19 protein-coding genes are annotated in these 22,463 nt (G+C 44.9%); 13 read left to right on the top strand and 6 right to left on the bottom strand.

Annotated features, from left to right (window positions below; genetic code table 11):
• The first annotated feature begins 92 nt into the window (after positions 1–92).
• A complete protein-coding gene (locus tag AC0MXB_RS17235) occupies positions 93–524 on the top strand; it encodes an EamA family transporter (protein ID WP_474040961.1) in 432 nt (143 codons plus the stop codon).
• A 16-nt stretch (positions 525–540) separates the two neighbouring features.
• On the opposite strand, the gene AC0MXB_RS17240 is transcribed toward AC0MXB_RS17235, so the two are convergent.
• Positions 541–831 carry a hypothetical protein gene (locus tag AC0MXB_RS17240; protein WP_474040962.1) on the bottom strand — a complete coding sequence of 97 codons (291 nt, stop codon included), beginning with the start codon at positions 829–831 and terminating at the stop codon, positions 541–543.
• Between the two features lie 418 nt (positions 832–1,249).
• Here AC0MXB_RS17240 and AC0MXB_RS17245 point away from each other — a divergent pair, with 418 nt between their 5' ends.
• From AC0MXB_RS17245 to AC0MXB_RS17265, 5 genes are all read left to right on the top strand, one after another.
• Complete coding sequence (locus AC0MXB_RS17245; protein ID WP_474040963.1) at positions 1,250–3,223, top strand: methyl-accepting chemotaxis protein; 1,974 nt, start codon at positions 1,250–1,252, stop codon at positions 3,221–3,223.
• Between the two features lie 131 nt (positions 3,224–3,354).
• Positions 3,355–3,546, top strand: a complete 192-nt coding sequence (locus AC0MXB_RS17250; RefSeq protein WP_474040964.1) for a hypothetical protein — start codon at positions 3,355–3,357, stop codon at positions 3,544–3,546.
• 197 nt (positions 3,547–3,743) lie between these two features.
• A complete protein-coding gene (locus tag AC0MXB_RS17255) occupies positions 3,744–4,421 on the top strand; it encodes a GntR family transcriptional regulator (protein WP_474040965.1) in 678 nt (225 codons plus the stop codon).
• A gap of 12 nt (positions 4,422–4,433) precedes the next feature.
• Positions 4,434–6,797, top strand: coding sequence for a glycyl radical protein (locus AC0MXB_RS17260; protein WP_474040966.1), 2,364 nt, complete (start codon positions 4,434–4,436; stop codon positions 6,795–6,797).
• Complete coding sequence (locus AC0MXB_RS17265; RefSeq protein WP_474040967.1) at positions 6,784–7,692, top strand: glycyl-radical enzyme activating protein; 909 nt, start codon at positions 6,784–6,786, stop codon at positions 7,690–7,692. Before AC0MXB_RS17260 ends, AC0MXB_RS17265 begins: the two co-directional genes overlap by 14 nt.
• Positions 7,693–7,943: 251 nt before the next feature.
• Here the strand turns inward: AC0MXB_RS17265 and AC0MXB_RS17270 are convergent, their stop codons facing one another.
• A complete protein-coding gene (locus AC0MXB_RS17270; protein ID WP_474040968.1) occupies positions 7,944–8,507 on the bottom strand; it encodes a helix-turn-helix domain-containing protein in 564 nt (187 codons plus the stop codon).
• Positions 8,508–8,632: 125 nt separating this feature from the next.
• Here AC0MXB_RS17270 and AC0MXB_RS17275 point away from each other — a divergent pair, with 125 nt between their 5' ends.
• The 7 genes from AC0MXB_RS17275 to garR all read left to right on the top strand — a co-directional run bounded on the left by AC0MXB_RS17275 (position 8,633) and on the right by garR (position 17,032).
• Positions 8,633–10,255, top strand: coding sequence for an N-acyl-D-amino-acid deacylase family protein (locus AC0MXB_RS17275; RefSeq protein ID WP_474040969.1), 1,623 nt, complete (start codon positions 8,633–8,635; stop codon positions 10,253–10,255).
• Positions 10,256–10,277: 22 nt separating this feature from the next.
• Positions 10,278–11,387: an alanine racemase gene (locus tag AC0MXB_RS17280; RefSeq protein WP_474040970.1), complete on the top strand. Its 1,110-nt coding sequence runs from the start codon at positions 10,278–10,280 to the stop codon at positions 11,385–11,387.
• A gap of 47 nt (positions 11,388–11,434) precedes the next feature.
• Positions 11,435–12,793, top strand: a complete 1,359-nt coding sequence (locus AC0MXB_RS17285) for a D-serine ammonia-lyase (protein ID WP_474041064.1) — start codon at positions 11,435–11,437, stop codon at positions 12,791–12,793.
• A 190-nt stretch (positions 12,794–12,983) separates the two neighbouring features.
• The gene (locus tag AC0MXB_RS17290) at positions 12,984–13,985 is read left to right on the top strand and encodes an NADH:flavin oxidoreductase (protein ID WP_474040971.1); all 1,002 of its coding nucleotides are present in this window, start codon (positions 12,984–12,986) and stop codon (positions 13,983–13,985) included.
• The gene (locus AC0MXB_RS17295; RefSeq protein WP_474040972.1) at positions 13,982–14,773 is read left to right on the top strand and encodes a carbon-nitrogen family hydrolase; all 792 of its coding nucleotides are present in this window, start codon (positions 13,982–13,984) and stop codon (positions 14,771–14,773) included. Before AC0MXB_RS17290 ends, AC0MXB_RS17295 begins: the two co-directional genes overlap by 4 nt.
• Before the next feature lie 409 nt (positions 14,774–15,182).
• Positions 15,183–16,073: a 4-hydroxy-tetrahydrodipicolinate synthase gene (dapA, locus tag AC0MXB_RS17300; protein ID WP_474040973.1), complete on the top strand. Its 891-nt coding sequence runs from the start codon at positions 15,183–15,185 to the stop codon at positions 16,071–16,073.
• Between the two features lie 71 nt (positions 16,074–16,144).
• Entirely contained in the window at positions 16,145–17,032 is an 888-nt protein-coding gene (gene garR, locus AC0MXB_RS17305) for a 2-hydroxy-3-oxopropionate reductase (RefSeq protein WP_474040974.1), read from the top strand.
• A gap of 118 nt (positions 17,033–17,150) precedes the next feature.
• On the opposite strand, the gene AC0MXB_RS17310 is transcribed toward garR, so the two are convergent.
• From AC0MXB_RS17310 to AC0MXB_RS17325, 4 genes are all read right to left on the bottom strand, one after another.
• A complete protein-coding gene (locus AC0MXB_RS17310; protein WP_474040975.1) occupies positions 17,151–18,419 on the bottom strand; it encodes a dicarboxylate/amino acid:cation symporter in 1,269 nt (422 codons plus the stop codon).
• A 275-nt stretch (positions 18,420–18,694) separates the two neighbouring features.
• A complete protein-coding gene (locus AC0MXB_RS17315; RefSeq protein ID WP_474040976.1) occupies positions 18,695–19,555 on the bottom strand; it encodes a response regulator in 861 nt (286 codons plus the stop codon).
• Positions 19,556–19,593: 38 nt separating this feature from the next.
• On the bottom strand, positions 19,594–20,955 hold the full coding sequence (locus tag AC0MXB_RS17320) for an ATP-binding protein (protein WP_474040977.1): 1,362 nt from the start codon (positions 20,953–20,955) through the stop codon (positions 19,594–19,596).
• A gap of 48 nt (positions 20,956–21,003) precedes the next feature.
• Positions 21,004–22,362, bottom strand: coding sequence for an MATE family efflux transporter (locus tag AC0MXB_RS17325; protein ID WP_474040978.1), 1,359 nt, complete (start codon positions 22,360–22,362; stop codon positions 21,004–21,006).
• Positions 22,363–22,463 lie beyond the last annotated feature (101 nt).

A 22,463-nucleotide genomic window follows, 5' to 3' on the forward strand; every position in this document is an offset into this window, starting at 1 on the left:
TATCATTATCGGCAATAAGACTTACAATTTGCAGGGATGCGTTGCTCCTTTTCCACTCGAGTGCTACAATGGGCGTGAAAGGAGTCTTTACATTGGATTATTTATGGTTAATTTTCGCGTTATTATCAGCCGTTACGGCTTCCTTAGTCGCCATTTTTGGCAAAATCGGCTTACAGTCTGTTGATGCCAATACAGCTACCGCGGTTCGGTCTATAGTTATGGCGATCTTTCTCATTGCTGTTGTGGTCTATCAGGGGAATTTAAAGCAGATACCGCTGGTCATTGCGGATAAGAAAACCTTTACTTTTATTGTTTTGAGCGGCATCGCCGGAGCTTTATCTTGGCTGTTTTACTTTTTAGCGTTAAAGTATGGCAAAGTAGCGCAGGTTGCGCCGATTGATAAGCTAAGTGTTGTAATAGCCACTATTTTGGCTGTTATTGTATTAGGCGAAAAAATAAATTTGCTCAATGGAATTGGCGTTGGGTTTATTGCATTAGGCGCTGTATTAGTTGCCTTAAGTTGAAGTTTCATTTCAACCTTTATTTCAGTTGCAGTTCTAATTGTGTGATTCGTTCTGTTAATTGCTTGATTTGCTCAGCCGTTGGATCCGGTTTATTAGACTTATCCGTCTTATCGGGATTAGTCTGCTCAGCTTGATTATCAAGCGATTCTCGCTGGGATGCGGCAATTAATAAAACACAGCCAATACCGACAAGATAATTTCCTAATACGTTTTCTTTATCCTTGTCATTAAGGTATACGATCAGTGCAAGCCCTAAGATACAGCCTGTGACAGCTAAGGCTAAGCCACTTAGATTCCATAGGTTCATCTCGGGACACCCCGCTATCAGGATATTCTAGCGGGGGCTTTTTTGTGAAGAGGCTGCCGCGGAAGTTTTTGCTTTCTGCGGCAGCCTCTTTACGGTTATTTGTTTGTTGCTGTCTCCAGCATGAAATCGCGAAAGAGTGAAGTTAATATATACAGTATATATAAATCTTGTGAGTTGAAAATTAAAAAGTTTAATGATAAAATTTAATTATATTAAAAAAAGTATAAAATAATAAACAAAAAACACTAGAATAGTGAACGTGAAACAAAGAAAAGTGAAGCGAATGACATATGAAGTTGGTACCTTATGAAGCTGATAAGGTTTAAAAGATACATAAAAATTAACAGGGAAGTACTTACTTAGCGGCACTATTTAAAAGTATTCTATATATAAGATAAAGATAAGGGCGGTGAAAGTATTGAAAAGTATATGTACTAAATTAGTGGTTATTATGGCAGCAATTTGTTTGAGTTCCTTACTTCTACTTGGCGGTTTAAATTATTGGCGGGCTTTAGATGTGATTACTGATAATGCGAAAAATAATATGAGTGACCAGGCTATAACGTCAGCGGAAGATGTCGGAAGCTGGCTCAATGCGAGAAAAGCGGAAATTAATTTTTTAGCGGCGGCGCCAGTGATTCAGGGAGGGAAAGCCGAAGAAATCCAGCCTTTTTTACGTGCGGTTATGAAAGCAAATCCGGCCTATGGCATTCTCGGCTTTATTTATCCCAATGGGTCTTCGGTTAATACGTTGGGAACATCAGTAAATTTAGGCGATCGGCCTTATTTTAAAGCGGCTATTCAGGGGAATATAGCAGTTTCTGATCCCCTAATACCGAAGTCAGGCGGCGGTCTTTTGACAGCAGTAGCTGTACCGGTCAAAGTGAATGGGCAAATCATTGGTGTGCTTTATGGCAGTATCAATATGCAGGAACTAACGCAAAGAGTACTAGCAATGAAAACAGGGAAAACAGGCTATGCCGTGTTGACGCAGTCTAATGGTCTTACGATTGCCCATGCGGACCCGCAAGTGGCGATGAAAGAAAATATTTTAACGAAAGATACTGTATCAGAGCAGGAAAAAGAGGCGAATCGTAAGATTGTTGCTGGCGAAAAAGGAATTGTACGAGTCAAAGACAATGGGATTGATAGTTTTATTGCTTATGCCCCTGTACCAGGAACTTCTTGGGCATTAAGCCTTCATGCTCCTGTTGCTGAAATGACGAGCGGCGCAGCTTCTTTAACTATGATTTCGCTACTGACAACAGCTGTAATTTTAATTTTAGCTATTTTATTGATTAGCCGCTATGCCAAGAAAATTGCAGCTCCTATTCAATCAATGGCCTTAGTTGCTCAGCAGGTAGCGGACGGCGATTTGCGAGCTTGTACGATAACTACTAGAAGTGATGATGAAATTGGTCGACTCAGTCAGTCCTTTGTAACAATGACAGGAAATCTTCGTCAACTGATTCAGCATATTTCAGCAATGACAGAACAAGTGGCAGTCTCGTCAGGCGAACTGACGCAAAATGCGGAACAGTCGGCTCAGGCTTCCAGTCAAATTGCTGGCTCGATTACGACAGTAGCAGACGGCGCCACAAATCAATTGCAGGCAGTGAATACTTCAATGACATTGAGTGGTCAAATGGCGCAAGAACTGCAAACAGCAGCGCTTAGTGCGGAAGCTGTGGCGGAAAAGTCATCACAGGCTTTAGATAAGACAGCGAAAGGTCGTCAAGCTGTTTCTCAGGCTGTACAGCAAATCAATGAAGTATCAGATACAGTTAACTCTTCAGCGCAAATAGTAGAAAAGCTAGGTGAACGGTCCAAGGAAATCGGTCAGATTGTTGATGTAATTTCAAGTATTTCCAATCAGACGAATTTGCTTGCGTTAAATGCTGCGATTGAGGCGGCTCGAGCTGGTGAACAAGGACGCGGTTTTGCTGTTGTTGCGGAAGAAGTGCGCAAGTTAGCGGAACAATCGCAGGAATCGGCGAAGAAAATTGCTGATTTGATTCGGTTTGTCCAAACCGATACGGAACAGGCTGTAGCCGCCATGGCCCAGGGAACGGAACAAGTAAGATCAGGGGCTGTTGTCGTAAATCAAGCGGGTCAGGTCTTTAGTGAAATTGAAACCTTTGTTGCTACTGTAGCTGACCAGGTGAAGCAAGTCTCGGTGATTATTGCTGAAAATGCCGCCAAAGGGCAGCAAATTGTTACATCAGTCAAGGATGTGGAATTGTTAAGTAATAAAGCGGTTAGTGAAAGTCAGATTGTATCAGCGGCAACGGAGGAACAATCGGCGTCTATTGAGGAAATCGCTTCAGCAAGTCAACTTTTAGCGACTACAGCGCAAAACCTAAAGGAAGCAGCTAGTAAATTTAAAGTATAAGATGAATCGCTAATGAAGTTTCCTAATAAAAGAAGAGGCAGTTTTGCCTCTTCTTTTATTTTTATCAAGGCAGGCAATTGCTTTTTAGGCTACATAAAATAAAGTAAGCGAAGAAAGGAGGTTGAATACCTATGGATCTGAGCTGCCCCTATTGTGATCGCTGGCGTCGTTATCACGGCCACTATGGTTTTGGCGGCGGGCTGGCTTTGGGACTTGGCTTAGGTTATTTAATTGGCGGTCCTGGTTACTACTATCCACATTACTATTACCCGTATCCAGGATATTATCACGGTTACTATCCAGGCTATTATATTCGCCGGTGACTTTTGGTTTAGCTCATCGAAAAGCCGTTTTTGCTTTCGCTTTTATCAGCAGTGAAGCAAGGACGGTTTTCTTTTTTACTATATAAGAAAGTAGAATTTGTGACGGCAGTTAGATCTGTTGTTTCTTTTAACTATGAATACTGTATACATTCGAAAAACGAATATATTGCGGCAAGATTTTATGTTATAGTGAAACTATGAAAAGATATAATTTAGCAAGTCAAATTACCCATTCACAACGATCCCTGCCAACTATGCTTGTAGGACTGATTCGGGAATCGATTCTTTCCGGCGAAATTAAGGAGGGAACGCAGTTAAAGCAGGAAGAGCTTGCTGTTAAATACGGCGTAAGTATTAGTGCTTTGCGGGAAGCTCTGAAGGGCTTAGAAGCCGAAGGTCTTGTAAAATTTTACCCGAATCGCGGCGCCATGGTGACAGAACTATCAGTCGAAGAAGCCCAGGAAATTTTTGATATTCGTCTATTTCTCGAATTGGGAGCCTTGGAGTTAGCTATTCCGAATATGACGGAAGCAGATTTTACAGCAGCGGCAGAAATCTTGGCAGCTGCCAATGAAGAGGGCGCTGGAGCCAAATGGGGCGAACTCAACTGGCAGTTTCATGAAGTTCTCTATCGTCAAACAAAACGGCCCAAGCTTTTGGAACTGATTCGCCAAATGCACAATAATGTGGAACGGTATATGCGACTCTATTTATTTACGCTTCATTATCAAACCTGTTCGCAAGCGGAACATCAAGAATTGCTTGCTGCTTGTCGCAAAGGGGATATAGCTCTGGCGCAGCAGTGGCTGAGGCGGCATATGGCGGCAGCCAGTGAACGGCTTGTAGAATATTTACTTCATACACACAACGCCTAAGGGGGAAAAAAGATGTCAACAGAAAGAATTGAACGTTTTAAACACTCTTACATTGAATCAAAACCGTCAATCAGTGTAAAGCGAGCCGTGGAGTTTACTAAATCCCATCAGGCGAGTGAAGGCGAATCGGTCATTGTTCGTCGGGCTAAAGCTTTTTTTGATGTGTGCCATACGATTCCTGTGACAATTTTTGAGGAAGAAGTTTTAGTCGGCGCGATTGGGGAATTCCGTCGTAGCGGCATTGTCTGCCCAGAATATTCCTGGCAGTGGGTCGATCGCGAAATGGATTCTTTTGAAACAAGAACGCAAGACCCTTATCAAATTGACGATATTTCCAAGCAGATTCTGCGCAAAGAAGTATTTCCTTATTGGAAAGGAAAATCTCTTGAAGAGACTTTCCTGGCTCGTCTTAATAAGGACACAGCGAAAGTGGTTGTTGATACTGGTATTGTCGATAATGATTCCAAATGGCGCAGCGCTGTTGGCGAAGTAACGGCTGATTACCAAGATATTGTTTTCAAGAAAGGCTTTAACGGCTTGCAACAAGAAGCTTTGGCCCACTTAGCGCAATTAGAGCCAACTTCCATTGAAAATATGGATAAAATCGACTTTTATCGCTCGGCAGCACTTGTAGCTGAAGGGATTGGCGTTCTCGCGTCGCGCTATGCAAAAATGGCGGCTGATCTTGCTGCGAAGGAAACTTCGGCAGAGCGCAAAGCGGAACTCTTGGAAATCGCAGCAGTTTGCAGTAAAGCGCCGATGAACCCGCCAGAAACTTTCTATGAAGCGATTCAGACTGTTTGGTTTACTCAGCTTGGCTCCATCTTATCGGAAAATTCCCTGGCCTTAAATATCGGCCGGTTTGATCAGTATATGTATCCTTACTATGCGGCAGATATTGAAGCAGGTCGCATTACCAAGGAGAAAGCCCAGGAATTGATTGAAGCTTTGTGGATCAAATTATCAGAATGGGTTTGGGCGATTTCTAGTAATACGGCCCAATTCTTCGCGGGCTACAATTCTTTCCAGAACTTGACGCTTGGCGGCAGAACGCGCGACGGTCAAGATGCTACGAACGAACTTTCCTATATGTGCCTTCAGGCTACGGAAAATGTAAAAACCCATCAGCCAGGTCTGAGCGTACGGATTCATCCTGACAGCCCTGATGAATTTTTGCTCGCTGTCTGCAAGCTGATTCGTGTGGGTACTGGCTTCCCAGCGGTTCATAATGACCGTGTCGGTTCGGCTATGCTTGTTGCTGCTGGATTGTCACCGGAAGACGCTCGCGATTGGAGCAACTGCGGCTGCGTCGTACCTCATTTCCGGAAAATCGGCGAATGGACTTCGGCAGTAAACATTAACTTTGCTGCAGCGATTGAATATGTATTAAGTGACGGCGTAAGCCGAGTAACTGGCCAGGAAATCGGTCTGACCGAAAATGGCGAGCTCGTAAGCTATGAAGCAGTAAAAGCTGCCTTCTTCCGTCAATTAGAGAATCTTGTGAAGCATGGCGTAATTGCTACGCTTACGGCACAGCAGATTCATTCAGAAATTGTACCGCGTCCTTATTTGTCACTGCTTGTTGATGGCTGCATGGAAAAAGGCAAAGACCTTAGCAAGGGCGGCGCTAAATATAATGTAGGCCCAGTTTTAACTGGTATTGGCGTAGCTGATTCGGCCAACTCGTTGGCAGCGATGAAAAAGCTCGTTTTTGAAGAACAGCGTTATACGCTGAGCGATTTTAAGGCCGCTCTAGCCGCCAACTGGGAAGGCTATGAAGAACTGCGTCAGGCAGCGCTGGCTTGCCCGAAATATGGCAATGATGATCCTTATGTCGATTCGATTGCTGTAGAAATTACTGATTTTTATCATAAAATTGTTCATGATTATAACGATTTCTTCGGCTCTCCCTTTAACTCAGCCTTTATGGGTATTTCCAACTATATCCCGGCAGGCAGCGTAATTGGTGCAACGCCTGATGGCCGCAGAGCGAAGAGTCCTTTAACAGAAGGTGTTTCGCCCCATGCTGGTACGGATTTGACAAGCCCTACGGCGGCAATGCGTTCCGCCGCAAAAATTAACCATGATATTCATTCTGGCGGTACTTTGCTGAATGTTAAATTCGCACCGGAACTGCTAGCATCTGACCGCAGTCTGAAAAACCTTGCCTCGCTGATTCGCGCGTACTTTGCCCTTGGCGCCTTCCACGTACAATTCAATGTTATTTCGACGGAAACGCTGCGCAAAGCGCAAGAGAAGCCAGAAGAATATAAAGACCTGCTTGTTCGCGTTGCTGGTTACAGCACGCAGTTTGTAAACTTGTCCCGGGAAGCGCAAGACGCGATTATTGAAAGAACGACTTATGAAACCCTCTAAAGAAGGAACTATTTTTCAAGTACAGCGGTGGTCCGTCCATGATGGTGACGGCATTCGGACGACAGTCTTTTTTAAAGGCTGTCCGCTCCGCTGTCGCTGGTGTGCGAACCCTGAATCGTGGCAACGCGATAAGGATATCTGGTTTTTTGCCGATAAATGCGTTCACTGCGGCCGCTGTATGAATGTATGTCCGCAGCAGGCGATCTTCCAAGCCGATGGCAAGATTCAGTTTGATCGAACGAAATGCAACGGTTGTGGGAAGTGTGCTTCTGTCTGTCCGACGGGAGCGAGAAAGCTGCTCGGAGAAACGGTTTCAGCTGCCGAACTAGTGCGCCGTCTTGCCAGAGATGCTGTCTTTTACCGGGAATCAGGCGGCGGAGTGACTTTTTCTGGTGGTGAACCCTTTATGCAGCCAGAGTTTCTGCGCGAACTTGTTTTCGCTTGTAAGCGCCAAGGAATTGATACGGCTGTAGAGACTTCCGGCTTTTTTGAACTAGAACCGGTCAAGGATATTATTGAAGCGTTAGACTTTATTTTTATCGATCTTAAAGTAGTAAATTCGCAGCAGCATCAGAACTGGACTGGAACAGAAAATGAACGGATTTTAGCAAATATCGCTGCCATTTCTAAATTGAATCAGGAAGTGGTTGTTCGAGTTCCCCTGATGGAAGAAGTAAACAGCAGTGAAGAAAACATGGAAGCTCTTTGTGAGTTTTTACAGGCCGAAACAAAGGTTAAGGGCGTCGAACTGTTGACGTATCATAATCTTGGTCAAAATAAATATCAGGCAATTGGCAGCCAAAGTGAAGATTTTACGGCGCCTTCCGAAGAAAAAATTGCTCTGCTTAAACAAAAGATAACTGATCATGGTATTACCGTATTTGATTTCACCTAAAGCAGTATTAACGAAAAGTAAGACTCTTTAGACCTGTGACGCGATTGGTTAGTTGCACGAAAAGCAAAGCCCGGAAGTTTCTCTAATAAAGGAGAAACTTCCGGGCTTTTTGCTTATTAAAGATTATCGTTGAAAGTAGAGTTTTATTAAGATCGATTTTTGATTGAATTTCATTAAGGAGAATGATATGATTCAATTATAGTTAATTTGTTTATAAATAATTAATCAAAGATGAGTTCGAAGGTTACTTGCTAAAAGGTGGGCGGTGTGATGGCAAAGATAATGGCGGTTTCGGCATCACTTTGATTTTCCCATTTATGCTGTATACCTGGCGGGATTCGTACACTGTCACCTGTTTGCAGTGTAATGATTTGGTTTCCTAAGTGGAGGAGACATTCACCAGATTCTACGTAGGCCATTTCTTCCCCGGTATGAGATAGGAGTTCTTGAAAGGAGACGGAATGGGGTTCAAGCTTCATAACGGCCATTTCGATGGAACCGCTAAGGTCGGGGCTGAGCAGTGTATATTCCAGATTTGACTGAGGCTGTTTAATTTTTCTACCTGTTCCGGCACGAACCACAAGATTGGTCGCTGAAAGTTCTTCTAAAAAGAATGTAAACAAGGGAACTCCTAAGGCGGTAGCAATAGATCGCAGGGTATTGAGCGAGGGATTTACATGGCCCTTTTCAATCTGACTGACCATCGACGGCGATAATTGAATTTTTTCGGCAAGCTCCCGCAATTTCATCTCTTGACTTAAGCGAACCTGGGCAATACGAGCACCAAGATTTTGATTTTCATTTGTATGGCTCATGCAGTCTTCCTCCATCGTCGGCAATTCTACAGTAAAGTTTCTCTGTGTAAATGACCTTTCATTTATGATGCTGATCCTATTATAGCAGACTGAAAAAAATAAATTCTACATTTGGAGGGAAAAAAATGTTAGATTTTAAAATTATAAAGGGAACCATTGTCGACGGCAGCGGTTTAGCTGCCTATGAAAGCGATCTCGGCATAAAAGATGGCCGGATTGTTGCTTTAGGCGATTTGAGCGCAATGGATAGTCGGGAAACCTTTGATGCTTCAGGGCTGATGGTAGCACCGGGATTTATTGATATGCATACTCATTCCGATCTTTCTTTTTATTATGACGAGAGAGCGAACAGTAAACTGTGTAGTGGCGTAACGACAGAAGTTATTGGTAACTGCGGGATTGGCGTAGCGCCGATTGATGAAGCAAACCGACACTTACTGATTGATTATCTAGGAACAAGACTGATTGGATCGATCCCCGTAAAAATAGAACTTCCTTGGCAAAGTTTTGCCGAATATCTGGCTTATTTCAATGACCACAAACCAGCGGTGAATTTGGCGCCCTTAGTTGGGCAAGGCGTTATTAGGATTGCGGCAATGGGATTTTCCCGCGGCGAGCCAACGACAGAGCAGTTATACAAGATGGAAAAGCTTACCGAAACAGCTATGGCCGAAGGGGCGCTTGGGTTAAGCAGCGGTCTAGTTTATTTGCCTGGTGAATATTCTTCGGCAGACGAGATTGCCTCGCTTTGTAAAAAAATCAAGTCCTATGGCGGTTTTTACGCGACCCATATTCGTACTGAAAGCGATGGGATTTTAGGCGCGATTGATGAAGCGCTCACCATTGGCGAAATGGCAGAGGTGCCCGTCCACTTATCGCACATGAAGCTTCTCAGTCAGAATATGCTTGGCAAGACGGATCTTGTGCTTGAGAAACTGGCCCAGGCGCGAAGACGGGGAATTGAAGTGACTTATGACGTGTATCCTTATCAGGCTGGTCTTACTTCTCTATCGGCTTGTCTGCCTCCCTGGATTTTTGAGGGGGGTGTCGAGAAGATGATCGAGCGGCTGGGCGATAAAGCGATTCGGCGGCAAGTTCAGACGGAAATTGAGCAAGGGCTACCTAACTGGCAAAATTTTGTCAAGTCAGCCGGTGGTTGGAGTAAGTTTTATGTTTCTTCAGTAAAATCTGAGAAAAATAAAGTACTGGAAGGACAGTTTATTACAGAAATAGCAAAGCAACAAGGCACGGATCCTTATAGCGTTGTTTTTGATTTACTGATTGCCGAAAAAGGCCGGGTTCAGATGAATTATTTTGCGATGGCGGAAGACGATGTCATGACTTTCCTCAAGCAAGATGAAGCTATGATCGGTTCAGATGCGATGAGTCTCACGGCAGAAGGCTTGTTAGCTTTTGGCAAGCCTCATCCGCGGGCTTTTGGTACGCCCACTTGTTTTCTTGGTCGGTATGTACGCGAGAAAAAATTATTAACTTGGGAACAGGCGATTCAAAAGATGACCGGGCTGCCAGCCAAGCGACTGGGTCTAAAAGAACGCGGCTTGATTCAAACTGGCTACTTTGCCGATCTTGTTGTTTTTGATCCGGCAACGATTGCCGACCAAGCTACTTATCAAGAGCCTAAGCAGTATTCTCAGGGGATTCATGCTGTATTTGTAAATGGACAGACAGCTTTGATGCGCGGGCAGCAACTAGTTCAAGCCGGAAAGATCGTCGGCCGGAGCCAGTGATACAATAAAGGAGAAGACAACGATGCAGATAGAAGAACTAGTTACTCCCAGCATTTTAGTGGAACAAAATATTTTAGCAAATAATATTGCGGCTATGGCTCAGATATGCAGTGAGCAAGGGAAAGAACTGTGGCCGATGGTTAAGACCCATAAAAGCAGTGAAGTAGCTAAACTACAGGCAAAAGCAGGCGCAGCCGGCTTTCTGACAGGAACGCTTGATGAAGCGGAACTTCTGGTAAGTCAGGGGGTGGAACGGATTATGCTGGCTTATCCCGTAGCGGGTCAGGCCAATCTGGCCAGAGTAGCCGCTTTGGCCCGGCAGGCGAAGGTTTTGATCAGTCTCGATGGCTTGGCAGCGGCAGAACAACTGCAAGCCTATCTGGTTAAAGCGTCTGTCAAAGTAGATTATTTAGTAATTGTAGATTCTGGCTTACATCGCTTTGGGGTGGCGCCCCAAGCGACTGTTTCATTGGTCAAATCTCTGGCGGCGCTTACGCAGCTTCGTTTTCGCGGGATTGCCACTCATCCGGGCCATGTCTATGGACAGAGTTCTTACGAGGGAGTCAAAACTGTGGCGGCAGAAGAGGCGGCGGCTTTACAAGCAGCGGCCAATCTGCTTGCGTCGGCAGGCTACCCCTGTGAAATGATTGCTACAGGCAGTACGCCCACAGCCGCTTTGGTCAGTCGCAAGGCGTTTATTACAGCGCTACGACCAGGCAATTACGTTTATAATGACGCCATCCAAGTATCGCTTGGCGTTGCTACCGAAGCAGACTGCGCCTTGACGGTTTTGGCTACTGTCATAGCGCAGCCGCAAGAAGATGTGTTCCTGATTGATGCAGGCAGCAAATGTTTCGGTCTTGATAAAGGCGCTCATAGCGTATCGCTTGTTTCCGGCTATGGACTGATTCAAGGGCATCCGGAACTTGTACTTGAGAGCTTATCGGAAGAAGTGGGGAAAATTAAGGTTCTTGGCGCAACAACAGTGCAGGTTGGCCAGAAGTTAACGGTAATCCCTAATCATTCCTGTTCGGCGGCGAATATGACAAATTTTCTCGTTCTGCATGAAAAGGGCCGGGTAACTGGCCGAATCACTGTAGATGCCAGAGGAAATTCGAAAGCGCGGTTTTAACGAGAATATAGATTGATATATTTTGAGAGAAGGTGTGAGAAGCTATGATGGAACAGAAAATTGCTGGTAAAACAGTGACTCAGTGGCAGACAGAGCATCCCTTATTGACCGAGATATTACAAATGAAAGAAGTATTTTGGGTGAATCCGTTGGCCGTAGCTGGCGGAGAAAAAGCGTCACGAGAACTCGGTGAAGCTGATATTGATGATGCCGAAGCAAGATTGGCGCGGTTTGCCCCCTATATTGCCAAGGTTTTTCCTGAAACGAGTGCAAGGAAGGGAATCATTGAATCTCCGTTAAAGAAGATTCCTCAGATGAAGCAAGCCCTAGCGACGATGTATGATGCTGCGATTGACGGGGAACTTTATTTGAAATGTGATAATGATCTGCCGATTTCCGGATCGATTAAGGCGCGCGGCGGAATTTATGAAGTATTGAAAGTCGCGGAAGACATTGCTAAAGCAGCGGGTATTCTGACAGAAGCAAGCGATTATGCGCTGTTAGCTGATGATGCTTGCAAACAACTTTTTTCGTCTCACTCCATTGTGGTTGGTTCTACAGGGAATCTCGGTCTTAGTATTGGGATTATGAGCGCTGCTTTAGGTTTTCAGGTCACTGTCCATATGTCGGCAGACGCGAAGCAGTGGAAAAAAGACTTGTTGCGGCAAAAAGGCGTTACCGTCGTAGAACATCAGGCCGATTACGGTAAGGCCGTAGCGGCAGGCCGCGAGCAATCGGCCCAAGATCCGAAAAGCTATTTTGTGGACGATGAAAATTCTAAGAATCTGTTTCTCGGCTATGCTGTAGCAGCGAAACGGCTCAAGCGGCAGCTTGACGAGCAAGGCATCCTTGTTGATGCGGATCATCCGCTCTTTGTCTATCTTCCTTGCGGTGTCGGCGGTGGTCCTGGCGGCGTCACTTTTGGTCTCAAAACTGTATTTGGCGACGCGGCTCACTGTTTTTTTGCCGAACCGACTCATTCGCCAGCCATGCTCTTAGGCTTGATGACCGGCAAACATGAAGCAGTATCGGTCCAAGAGTTTGGCATTGATAATCTGACAGCGGCCGATGGCTTGGCAGTAGGACGGCCATCTGGCTTTGTGGGCCGCTTTTTAGCAAAGGATATTAGCGGCGTCTTTACCATCGAGGATGATCGTCTTTACGAACTTTTAGCCACACTGGCGGATCAAGAGGGGATTTATGCTGAACCGTCGGCGCTAGCTGGCTTTGGCGGTCCTGCCGCGTTTAATCGGGAAAGCGCAGGCCAGCAGTATGTAAGTACACACGGCCTTGCTGATAAAATGGATCAGGCAACTCATGTTGTTTGGGCTACTGGCGGTAGTATGGTGCCTGAGAACGTGATGGCTGATTTTTATCGTCAGGGCAAAGAAAAACTACCGAAATAATAAAGTGGTCCATTATAATAGACGATTCATTATAAAAAATCTGACAGTATGGAAAAAGTGCCTGCTTGTAAAATTCTCCCTATCATGTATGATGAAAAGAGAGTTATTTCCCGGCAATAGCAAGAAATAAAGCTGGTTTAAACGGGACTTTTAACTTGGAAACTTTGAACATGATAAAGGAGGTCTTTCCATGTCTCATGTATTAACTCCCTTGACAGAAGGTTTGTTGCCTCTAAAAAACCGCCTGATTATGCCGCCAATGGCTACTGCCAAGGCAGAAGACGACGGTTCTGTCAGTGAGGCCGTTCTAGCGTATTATCGTGAGAAATCGGCAGGCGGTCATTTATCTTTAATTATTATTGAGCACAGCTTTATTGATCCTAAGGGCAAGGCAAGTTTAAAGCAGTTGTCGGTGCGTGATGACTCGATGATTCCGGGACTACGTCAATTAGCTGATGTCATTCATCAAAATGGTGTAAAAGCTGTTATGCAGATCAATCATGCTGGCAGCGCTACTGATGAAACGGTCATTGGCGCTACGCCGAAAAGCGCTTCTGCTGTGAAAAATCCTCGCAAAGGCAGTTTACCTGAGGTGTTGACGAAATCAGAAATAAAAGAGCTTGTTGACGCCTTTGCGGCAGCGGCGGTGCGGGTGAAAGCGGCTGGCTTTGATGGCGTAGAGATTCATTCGGCCCATGGTTATTTATTAAATCAGTTTTTTTCGCCGCTGACTAATCAGCGTTGTGATGAATATGGCGGATCTCTCTTAAATCGGATTCGGTTTCATTTAGAAGTGATTGCGGCGGTGCGAGAAGCTGTCGGCCCGACTTTTCCTGTTTTGCTGCGACTAGGGGCTGGTGATTTTACGCCAGGAGGAACAACGGCAGAGGATAGTCGGCAGGCAGCGGCTGAATTTGCCAAGGCTGGCATTGATATTCTCGATATTTCCGGCGGCTTTTGCGGCTATGTGATTCCAGGCCGCAGCGAAGCTGGTTATTTTGCACAATTGAGCAGCGCGGTAAAAGAGGCGGTCTCGATTCCAGTGATTTTAACTGGCGGGGTTACCCAGGTTCAACAGGCAGAAGCGTTGCTTGCCGCAGGCAAAGCCGATTTGATCGGCGTAGGTCGGGCGCTATTACAGGATTCGGCTTGGGCGCAGCGGGCTTTTGACGAATTAGCAGGAGGAAAATGATGAAGGCTGCTTTACTACAAATGGACATTGCTCTTGGTGATGTAGCGGCCAATCATGCTAAGGCTGAGGCCATGATGGCGGAAGCGGTTTGGCGCGGCGCAGAGCTTGTTGTGCTACCGGAATTGTGGACTACAGGCTATTGTCTTGAGACCATTGCGCCTTTAGCTGAGCGTGAATTCGACTCTCCGACGCTGCGACTGCTGCAGCGCTTTGCTCAGCGTCATAAAGTGCAAATTATCGGCGGATCAATTCCCGAATTCGATCAGGGCAATATTTATAATACGGCTTATACGATTACCTCTGCTGGTGAGGTGGCGGCTAAATACCGGAAGATTCACCTTGTCCGCTTGATGGAGGAAGAAAAATATTTGACGCCAGGTGACCAGCAATGTTTGTTTTCGCTAAAGCCAAATGATACTCAGGCCGCAACGATGATTTGTTATGATCTGCGATTTACCGAACTGGCGCGATCTTTAGCGCTGAAGGGCTGTCAAATCTTATTTATTCCTGCCGAATGGCCAGCTGTTCGCGGGCTTCATTGGCGGTCTTTACTTATTGCTAGAGCGATTGAAAATCAAATGTATGTGGTTGCTGTAAATCGCATTGGTAAAGATGCGAGCAATCAGTTTTATGGTCATTCTCTTGTGGTGAATCCTTGGGGCGAGGTCATTGCCGAAGGAACGGAAGACCAGGAAGAAATCCTACTAGCTGATATTGATTTGGCTGTGGTAGCCGAGGTGCGCGGGAAGATTTCTGTTTTTGCTGATCGGCGCCCAGAGTGTTATTAGAAACAAGAATATTACGAATTTTAATAGATTAGAAGAAGTTTGCGGCCGCTTTCGGGAAGAAGGCGGCCGTGGTTTATTTTAGAGAGGATGATGGAAATGAAGCCGCAAGATTTGCAGGGTTGTCCGCCCACCGCGAAAGCAATGGTTGATTTTTTGGAAGCGAGTATTACTCAGCAATCATTGCGCATAAACGAATTACATAGATAAATAAAAAACGTCGCATCTGTGAAGCGGCGTTTTTTCTATACAACGTATGTTGCATGATCTTAGCAAGATGCGTTTTTTCTGCAACAGATGTTGCAGAAAATATTGGCTGAATACTTGGAAAAGGCTTAAAAATCAATACTTTGTACTTTGGCATATTCTTTGCATAGAAAATAGGCAGCAAGACAATGAAGGAGGATCTCACATGTTGGAAGTTAAGGGTGTTATACCGCCGCTGATTACCCCGATGGATGAAAATGAGCATCTTGATACAGAGGCGCTGCGGCGGTTAATTGATCACGTAATTGACGGCGGCGTTCATGGCGTATTTGTACTTGGTAGTACTGGTGAATTCTATGGTCTCAGCTATGAGGAGAAAGTAAAAGCTGTAGAAGTGACCATGGAACAGGTAAATGGCCGTGTTCCAGTCTATGTCGGCGCTAGCGCGATTACCACAAGAGAGTGCGTTCAATTGGCCAAGCTGGCGAAAGAATATAATGCAGCAGCGATTACTGTACTGACGCCGATGTTTATTACGCCAAATGATACAGAACTTTACACGCATTTCAAAACGATTGCCGAAGCGGTTGATATTCCGAACATTTTATATAATAACCCGGAAAAAACAGGGGTCAACATGTCAGCAGCGCTTATTGAAAAGTTAGCTGATATTCCGAATATTATCGGCGCTAAAGATACAAGCGGCGATATGACTCTTACTTCAGAATATATCCGTCGGACCAAGGACAAAGGCTTTAGCATTATGGCAGGCCGCGATACGATGATTCTGGCGACTTTAGTTTATGGCGGTACTGGTTGTGTAGCTGGTACGGCAAATGTAGTGCCGAGTCTTGTTGTGGAGATTTATGATAAATTTATGGCTGGCGATTTAGCGGGAGCGCTTGATGCGCAATATCGTCTGGCAGAACTTCGTATTGCCTATGGGTTGGGTAGCTTCCCTGTTGTGCCAAAAGACGCTTTAAATTTAATGGGACTGAATGTCGGTCATCCGATTCGGCCGATTCAGCATGTGGTGCCGGAAAAACAGCAACAGTTAAAAGAGATTCTTATTAAACTTGGTGCGATTCAAGGTTAAAACTTAGCGTTGATCTTCCATAGTGATCTTTCATATTGATCTTTAATTATGTAGATAGGAGCGAAATTGAAATGGCAAAAATCGGTTTTATTGGGTTAGGAATTATGGGGAAACCCATGAGCAAAAATTTGCTGAAAGCTGGCTATGAACTTGTTGTTATGAATCGCAGCACTGCGGCTGTGGAAGAAGTGGTTGCTGCTGGGGCGACGGCTGCTGCTACGCCCAAAGAAGTAGCAGAGCAATGCGATATTATTATTACGATGCTGCCAAATTCACCACAGGTCAAAGAAGTTGTTTTAGGTGAAAAGGGTGTAATTGAGGGAGCAAAAGCGGGTACTGTTGTTGTCGATATGAGCTCCATTGCTCCTTTAGTAAGCCGGGAAATTGGCGAAAAATTGGCAGCAAAAGGCGTTGAAATGCTGGATGCGCCAGTGAGCGGCGGCGAGCCTAAAGCAATTGACGGAACGCTATCAGTCATGGTTGGCGGCAAACAGGAAATTTTCGATAAATGTTTCCCAATTTTAAAAGCTATGGCTGGCTCTGTGGTTCGTACCGGCGAAATTGGCGCTGGGAATGTAACCAAACTGGCTAATCAGGTTATTGTTGCGATTAATATTGCCGCTATGTCGGAAGCGCTTGTACTTGCTCAAAAAGCCGGCGTAGAACCGGAACTAGTATATCAAGCAATTCGCGGCGGCCTTGCTGGCAGCACGGTACTTGATGCAAAAGCGCCTCTCGTTATGGATCGTAAATTTGATCCTGGTTTCCGGATCAATCTTCACATTAAAGATTTGAACAATGTCCTGGAAACTTCCCATGAAGTTGGCGTTCCCCTCCCACTTACGGCTTCCGTTATGGAAATGATGCAGTCGCTGAAGATTGATGGCCTTGGCGAAAAAGATCATGGCAGTTTGATACAGTACTACGAAAAAATGGCGAAGACAGAAGTAAAAAGATAGTCTTGTATCGCCCCAACCTGACTAGATTTTTGATCCTATTAACAGAAAGATACCCCTATTTATGAAAACATATCATAAATAGGGGTATTTTATATGGTCGTTTACAGTATAGGATTAATTAATCGTCATAACTCTGAGAGTAGGCAATTTCCAACTTATCATTGGGAAGTTCTTTTTCCCAACGAGCAACGACAACTGTTGCTACACAGTTTCCGATGAGGTTACAAGCCGTACGAGCCATATCCAATATGCGGTCTACGCCAAGGATAATGCCAATGCCTTCTACGGGTAAACCAAAAGCGGCGGCCGTTCCGGCAATAACGATTAGCGAAGCGCCCGGTACGGCGGCAATGCCTTTCGTGGAAAGCATAAGTGTAATCAGCATAATGATCTGATGGGACAGATCAAAAGGAACACCATAAACCTGAGCGATAAACACAACAGCGAGAGCGCTGTAGAGCGTCGATCCGTCTAGGTTAAAAGTATAGCCTGTAGGCAATACGAAAGTAACAATGTGTTTGGGGATACCGAACTTTTCGAGTTTTTCCATCGCTAAAGGCAGAGCCGCTTCGCTGGAAGCTGTCGAGAAAGCGATCAAAATTGGTTCTTTAATAGCGCGGAGCAAGTGGAAGAAGTTTACACGAATTACTAGCGAAGCGCCTAAGAGTACCAAGAAGATGAACAGCACCAAAGCGAAGTAGAGTGAGCCGATCAGTTTGGCCAAAGGAATCAACATACCAAGACCGAATTTGCCGACAGTGAAGGAAATCAAAGCAAATACGCCGATCGGAGCAAGTTTCATAACATACCAAGTGAATTTGAACATGATTTCAGCAATACTGACTGCCAGTTTTACAACAGGTTCGCCTGTTTTGCCCATAGCAGCAGCGGCTACGCCGAAGAAGGTAGAGAAGAAAATGATTTGCAGCATATCGCCGCGAGCCATAGCGTCAACAATATTAGTCGGAACAATATTGACGATCATATCAATCATGCTGATGGATTTTTTGGCAGCGGCAGCTACGGAAGCCGTATCACCTGCTGCTACCTGGACGCCAACGCCAGGCTGGAATACATTTACTACAAATAGACCGACACAGAGGGCTAAGGTGGTAGCAATTTCAAACCAGATAATTGCTTTGGCGCCAAGGCGGCCTAGTTGTTTAAAATCGCCTGTTCCGGCAATACCCATAATCAGTGAACTGAATACGAGAGGCACGACGATCATTTTAATCATACGAATGAACATGTCGCCAACCGGTTTTAATTGTGTTCCATAGTCTGGGAACGCATAGCCGAAAATAATACCTAATACAAGTCCGATGAAGATTTGCGTTGTCAAACCGATCCCTTTTTTCGGTTTGCCCGCAGCAGCTTGCGTGCTCATAAAATCCCTCTTTTCTGTTATATTTATAAATTTAGCGGCAAAAAAAATTATAGAAATCTACTGGAAACTCGGTTACTTTGCCGCTAATTTCAATTTCATTGTAAGTACACTGCTACAGCAAACTACAGAAACATACAGAAAGTTTTTTGCCGTAGTAACAGTATACAAAATACAAAGCCGTCTTTTTGTATTTTTATCAAAATGAGAGAAAAACTCCCAGGTTTCTCGTGAAACACCTGGGAGTTGGATTAAAGGATTAAGCCAATTATTTATAATTATTCATTTGAGAGAAACAGTAGACTTTCAGCGAATTTTTTGATATTTAGTTTACCGCGGTAAGAACTCTTGCCTTGAATGAAGGCCATTTCCTGACGTACTTCCTTAAATTCGAAGAGTGTACCGCTATAAAGCTGGAATTTATCATTGTGGTAATCTTCAATGCCGGTACTGGCAATATTGCGAAAGGCTTTTGCAATGGTTCGTCTAACGCGCTGCTGCAGCGTTTTTACATCTTGCCCTAAGAGTGGCGAAAGTTTTTCGAAGATTTCATGAAGCTGATAGGTTTGACCGTCGCCAGCCTCTAAGCGATCGTAAATGAGCAAGACCATCTGATAGAGCGTTTCGGCGCCGCTTTCGCCAAGGATCCCCAGATCGGAAAAAATGCGGTAGATACGTGAGCGTTTGTCGCCCTGATCTTGCTCCGGGTTTTTTTCCGGGCCTTTATTGAATTTGGCGGTTGTTTCTGAAATCAATGACATGACGGTACGCAGTCGGCGGCTTTCTTCCACTTTTTGAATGACTGATACGACTTCCAGCACATTGAGCGGTTTGTGAATATAAAAGTCAATGCCGCTTTGGTAGGCTTGCGTAATCATCGGTTGGCTGGAGCTTTGGGAAATCATAATAAAAGAAGCGCTGCTTCCTTTGCTGCGTAGGTTTTGAATGAGCTGAACACCGTCTTGCCCGGGCAATAATAAATCGACTAAGGCTAGATCTGGCGAGTAATCTAAAATGGCTTTTTCTGCTTCGAGACCATCGCCATATTCGGCAATGACTGTTCCAAGCTTGTACTTTTCCACAATATTGCAAAATATTTTCCGTAAACTCATATCATCATCAACAATTATAAAACGCATCGAGAAAACCACCTTTATGAAAGTCTTGTCTGCAGTTGTCAGATGTTTTCTAGATCATTTGCCTGAGCTAGGGCGGCAAGGGGGAGCTGAACGGTGAATAGTGTTTTGCCCGGTTCGGAAGCTACTTTGATGCTGCCGCCAAGATGTTCTGTAAGATTAGTAACATGGGATAGGCCAAGACCTGTTGATAACTGTCCCGTCTGTTCCGAAAATTTAGTGGAGTAGCCTGGGGCGAAAATGAGCTCAAGATCGCTTGCTTTAATTCCCTGGCCATTATCGCTTACGGTAAGAATGAGTCTTTCGCCGCGGCGGTCGCCAGTAATGATAATGACGCCGTCAGAACCTACGGCATCGATGGCGTTCATGATTAGATTATCAAGAATGGATACAAGAGTAAAATGTTTGTCGGTAATTAAATCATAGTGGTTAATAAAGGTAATATGAATTTTTTTGGGCAAGGCTAATACAAAGCGTTTCGTATTTTGCTCCATGAGTTGAAAGATTTCTGACAGGCTCATACCCGGTTCGCCAGGAGAATGTTCTAAAATACTTTCGATTCCTTGAGTAACTCGGTAATAGTCTTTTTTTACTTCATGGATATCTCGGGCAATTGCCAGAGCTTGGGCTGCCGGGGAAGCGGGGTCCGTCAGCGATGCGGGGTCTTTGGCGGAAAGTTTCTTATAGAGAGTATGTCCTTTTTGCATGACAAGTTCAATATCTTGGGAGGATTTTTGCAGAAAAAACAGTTCTGACTTTAGTTTGGCAATCATCAGGGTCAGAGCAGCGTAGCGGATCGCCTGATCTTCGGCAAGTAGAAAGGAGCGGTAGTTACGAAACGCATAGTAGCCATAGACGGCAATAATCGCTCGAAGTATGGCAATGCCAATAACACTGGCTAGGATGGATTCCGCATTGCGACCGTAGAGCTCCTGACGCGAAATCAGTTCCACGCAATTGCTGGCTATGTCGGTTATGCTTAGCAGTAACAAGAGGGCTGGTACATTTTCCAGGTAATCGCGAATTTTTAATAAAGAAAATAAGAGTCCGAAGGTAAGATAATATAAAAAGGAGGGGAAGTTGTGGAGGATTACGGACCAAAGTTCTTCACCGCCGAAACAGTAGAGAGAGGCAGAGCGAAAGAGAAAAATAACCAAGCCGCATATTGTTGTAATTCTTAATACAGGCAAATGGCGAAAATAAAGCAGGAGAGACGATAAGATGGCTACACTTGAGGTGAAGCGAAAATAGCTGTCAAAAGGATAGATGTAGATCATTCCCGCAAGGCTGACAAGTAGAATGATGTGAATGAAGATAAGCTTCGCCTTCCTTCCTGCTAAAAAGTCTATAAAGAAGCCTTCCCAGTTTGTAATAGGAAGGCTGATAGCTGCTACTGGCAGCAAAAGATTCAATCATATTATAGCAAAAGCATTGCTACTTGTCTCGTTCTCTTACATAGCTGGCTTGGCGATTTTGCTCTTTAAGCGTTTAATATCTTTGCGAAGGCAAAAAGCGGTTACCAGGGCCGACGCTAAATCGGAAACGGGTCCGGCAGCCCAGATCCCAGTAAGACCCCAAAGATGGGAGAACAGGAATACGAGGGGGATCAGTACAATGATTTGGCGCAGCGTATTAAATAAAATGGAGTAATAGGCTTTGCCAATCGCCTGAAAATAATTCGCCCCAATGATTTGAAAACCGATAATCGGCATTAGACAAAGAAAAACTTGCAGGCCCGTACTGCCAAGGGCGATTAACTGCGGCTCTTCATTAAAGACGGCGATGATTTTTTCGGGAAAACATTCTACCACGGCAAAGCCAGCGAGGCAGATCAGCGTAGAAATCAAAATGGCTTTAGAGAGAGTTTCTAAGACGCGGTCGTACTGTTTAGCGCCATAATTATAGCCCATAATTGGTTGACTGCCTTGGCTGATACCTGCTACAGGCATCATGACCAGCATGAGAATCCGGTTCACAATCCCAAAGGCTGCGACGGCAAGAACGCCGCCATAGGCCTGAATCTGTAGATTGAGAACAACCATAACAGCGCTAGCGCCAAGCTGCATGGAAAAAGGCGCCAGGCCGAGCTTCATAATGCTCAGCATGAGTTTTTGCTTGATCTTTAGATCGCTCATATGAAGCTTAAGTAAGCCTTTACCGCGGATAAAATAGGTCATGACCCAGATTGCCGCAAAGGCTTGAGCGCAAATGGTAGCAAAAGCAGAGCCTTTAATGCCCATATTCCAATGGAAGATAAAAATATAATTGAGAATTCCATTGATGATTGCGGCGATGACTTGCGTCGCCAGGGCGGTACGCGGGTCGCCTTGGGCGCGGATCACATTGTTTAGGCCAAAGCCGACATGAAAAAAGACACTGCCAAGTAAAATGACTGAGGTGAAATCATGGGCGTAAGGGAGTACTTCCGGTGTAACTCCCAGCACATTGATTAATAAGGGGTCCAGAAAGTAGAGGGCTAGGCTTGTGGTAATAAAGACAAAGAAAATCATCATGGTTACGGCATTGCCAAGTATTTTTTCGGCAAGATCTTGTTTTTTCTGCCCTAAATATAGGGAGACTAAGGTAGCGGCGCCGACGCCGACAAGCATGCCTACAGCCATGAGAATGGTCATGATCGGAAAGGCTACGGTGACCGCTGTTAAGGCTAGCTCATTGACGCCGCGGCCCACAAAAATACTATCAATGACATTATAAAGAGCTCCGACGAGCATCCCTGTTACAGCTGGCAGGGAGAATTTCCATAAAAGAGAGGAGACAGGATCTTCTCCTAAAAAACTTGCTTTATTCATAAAATACCTCCTAATAGGCAGGGGGGATAGAAAAGAAAGAAAGCCAGAGAATGGCTTTCTTCGCTTTCGCATTGCATTGTTTGTCCGTTGCCTATAGAAAC

The sequence above is a fragment of the Pelorhabdus sp. sgz311001 genome (assembly GCF_055901755.1).

Bases quoted from the DNA above. Each gene is read 5' to 3' on its own strand.
- AC0MXB_RS17240 (WP_474040962.1), bottom strand. From the start codon at position 831: ATGAACCTATGGAATCTAAGTGGCTTAGCCTTAGCTGTCACAGGCTGT.
- AC0MXB_RS17250 (WP_474040964.1), top strand. From the start codon at position 3,355: ATGGATCTGAGCTGCCCCTATTGTGATCGCTGGCGTCGTTATCACGGC.
- AC0MXB_RS17255 (WP_474040965.1), top strand. From the start codon at position 3,744: ATGAAAAGATATAATTTAGCAAGTCAAATTACCCATTCACAACGATCC.
- AC0MXB_RS17260 (WP_474040966.1), top strand. From the start codon at position 4,434: ATGTCAACAGAAAGAATTGAACGTTTTAAACACTCTTACATTGAATCA.
- AC0MXB_RS17265 (WP_474040967.1), top strand. From the start codon at position 6,784: ATGAAACCCTCTAAAGAAGGAACTATTTTTCAAGTACAGCGGTGGTCC.
- AC0MXB_RS17270 (WP_474040968.1), bottom strand. From the start codon at position 8,507: ATGAGCCATACAAATGAAAATCAAAATCTTGGTGCTCGTATTGCCCAG.
- AC0MXB_RS17275 (WP_474040969.1), top strand. From the start codon at position 8,633: ATGTTAGATTTTAAAATTATAAAGGGAACCATTGTCGACGGCAGCGGT.
- AC0MXB_RS17280 (WP_474040970.1), top strand. From the start codon at position 10,278: ATGCAGATAGAAGAACTAGTTACTCCCAGCATTTTAGTGGAACAAAAT.
- AC0MXB_RS17285 (WP_474041064.1), top strand. From the start codon at position 11,435: ATGGAACAGAAAATTGCTGGTAAAACAGTGACTCAGTGGCAGACAGAG.
- AC0MXB_RS17290 (WP_474040971.1), top strand. From the start codon at position 12,984: ATGTCTCATGTATTAACTCCCTTGACAGAAGGTTTGTTGCCTCTAAAA.
- AC0MXB_RS17295 (WP_474040972.1), top strand. From the start codon at position 13,982: ATGATGAAGGCTGCTTTACTACAAATGGACATTGCTCTTGGTGATGTA.
- dapA (WP_474040973.1), top strand. From the start codon at position 15,183: ATGTTGGAAGTTAAGGGTGTTATACCGCCGCTGATTACCCCGATGGAT.
- garR (WP_474040974.1), top strand. From the start codon at position 16,145: ATGGCAAAAATCGGTTTTATTGGGTTAGGAATTATGGGGAAACCCATG.
- AC0MXB_RS17310 (WP_474040975.1), bottom strand. From the start codon at position 18,419: ATGAGCACGCAAGCTGCTGCGGGCAAACCGAAAAAAGGGATCGGTTTG.
- AC0MXB_RS17315 (WP_474040976.1), bottom strand. From the start codon at position 19,555: ATGCGTTTTATAATTGTTGATGATGATATGAGTTTACGGAAAATATTT.
- AC0MXB_RS17325 (WP_474040978.1), bottom strand. From the start codon at position 22,362: ATGAATAAAGCAAGTTTTTTAGGAGAAGATCCTGTCTCCTCTCTTTTA.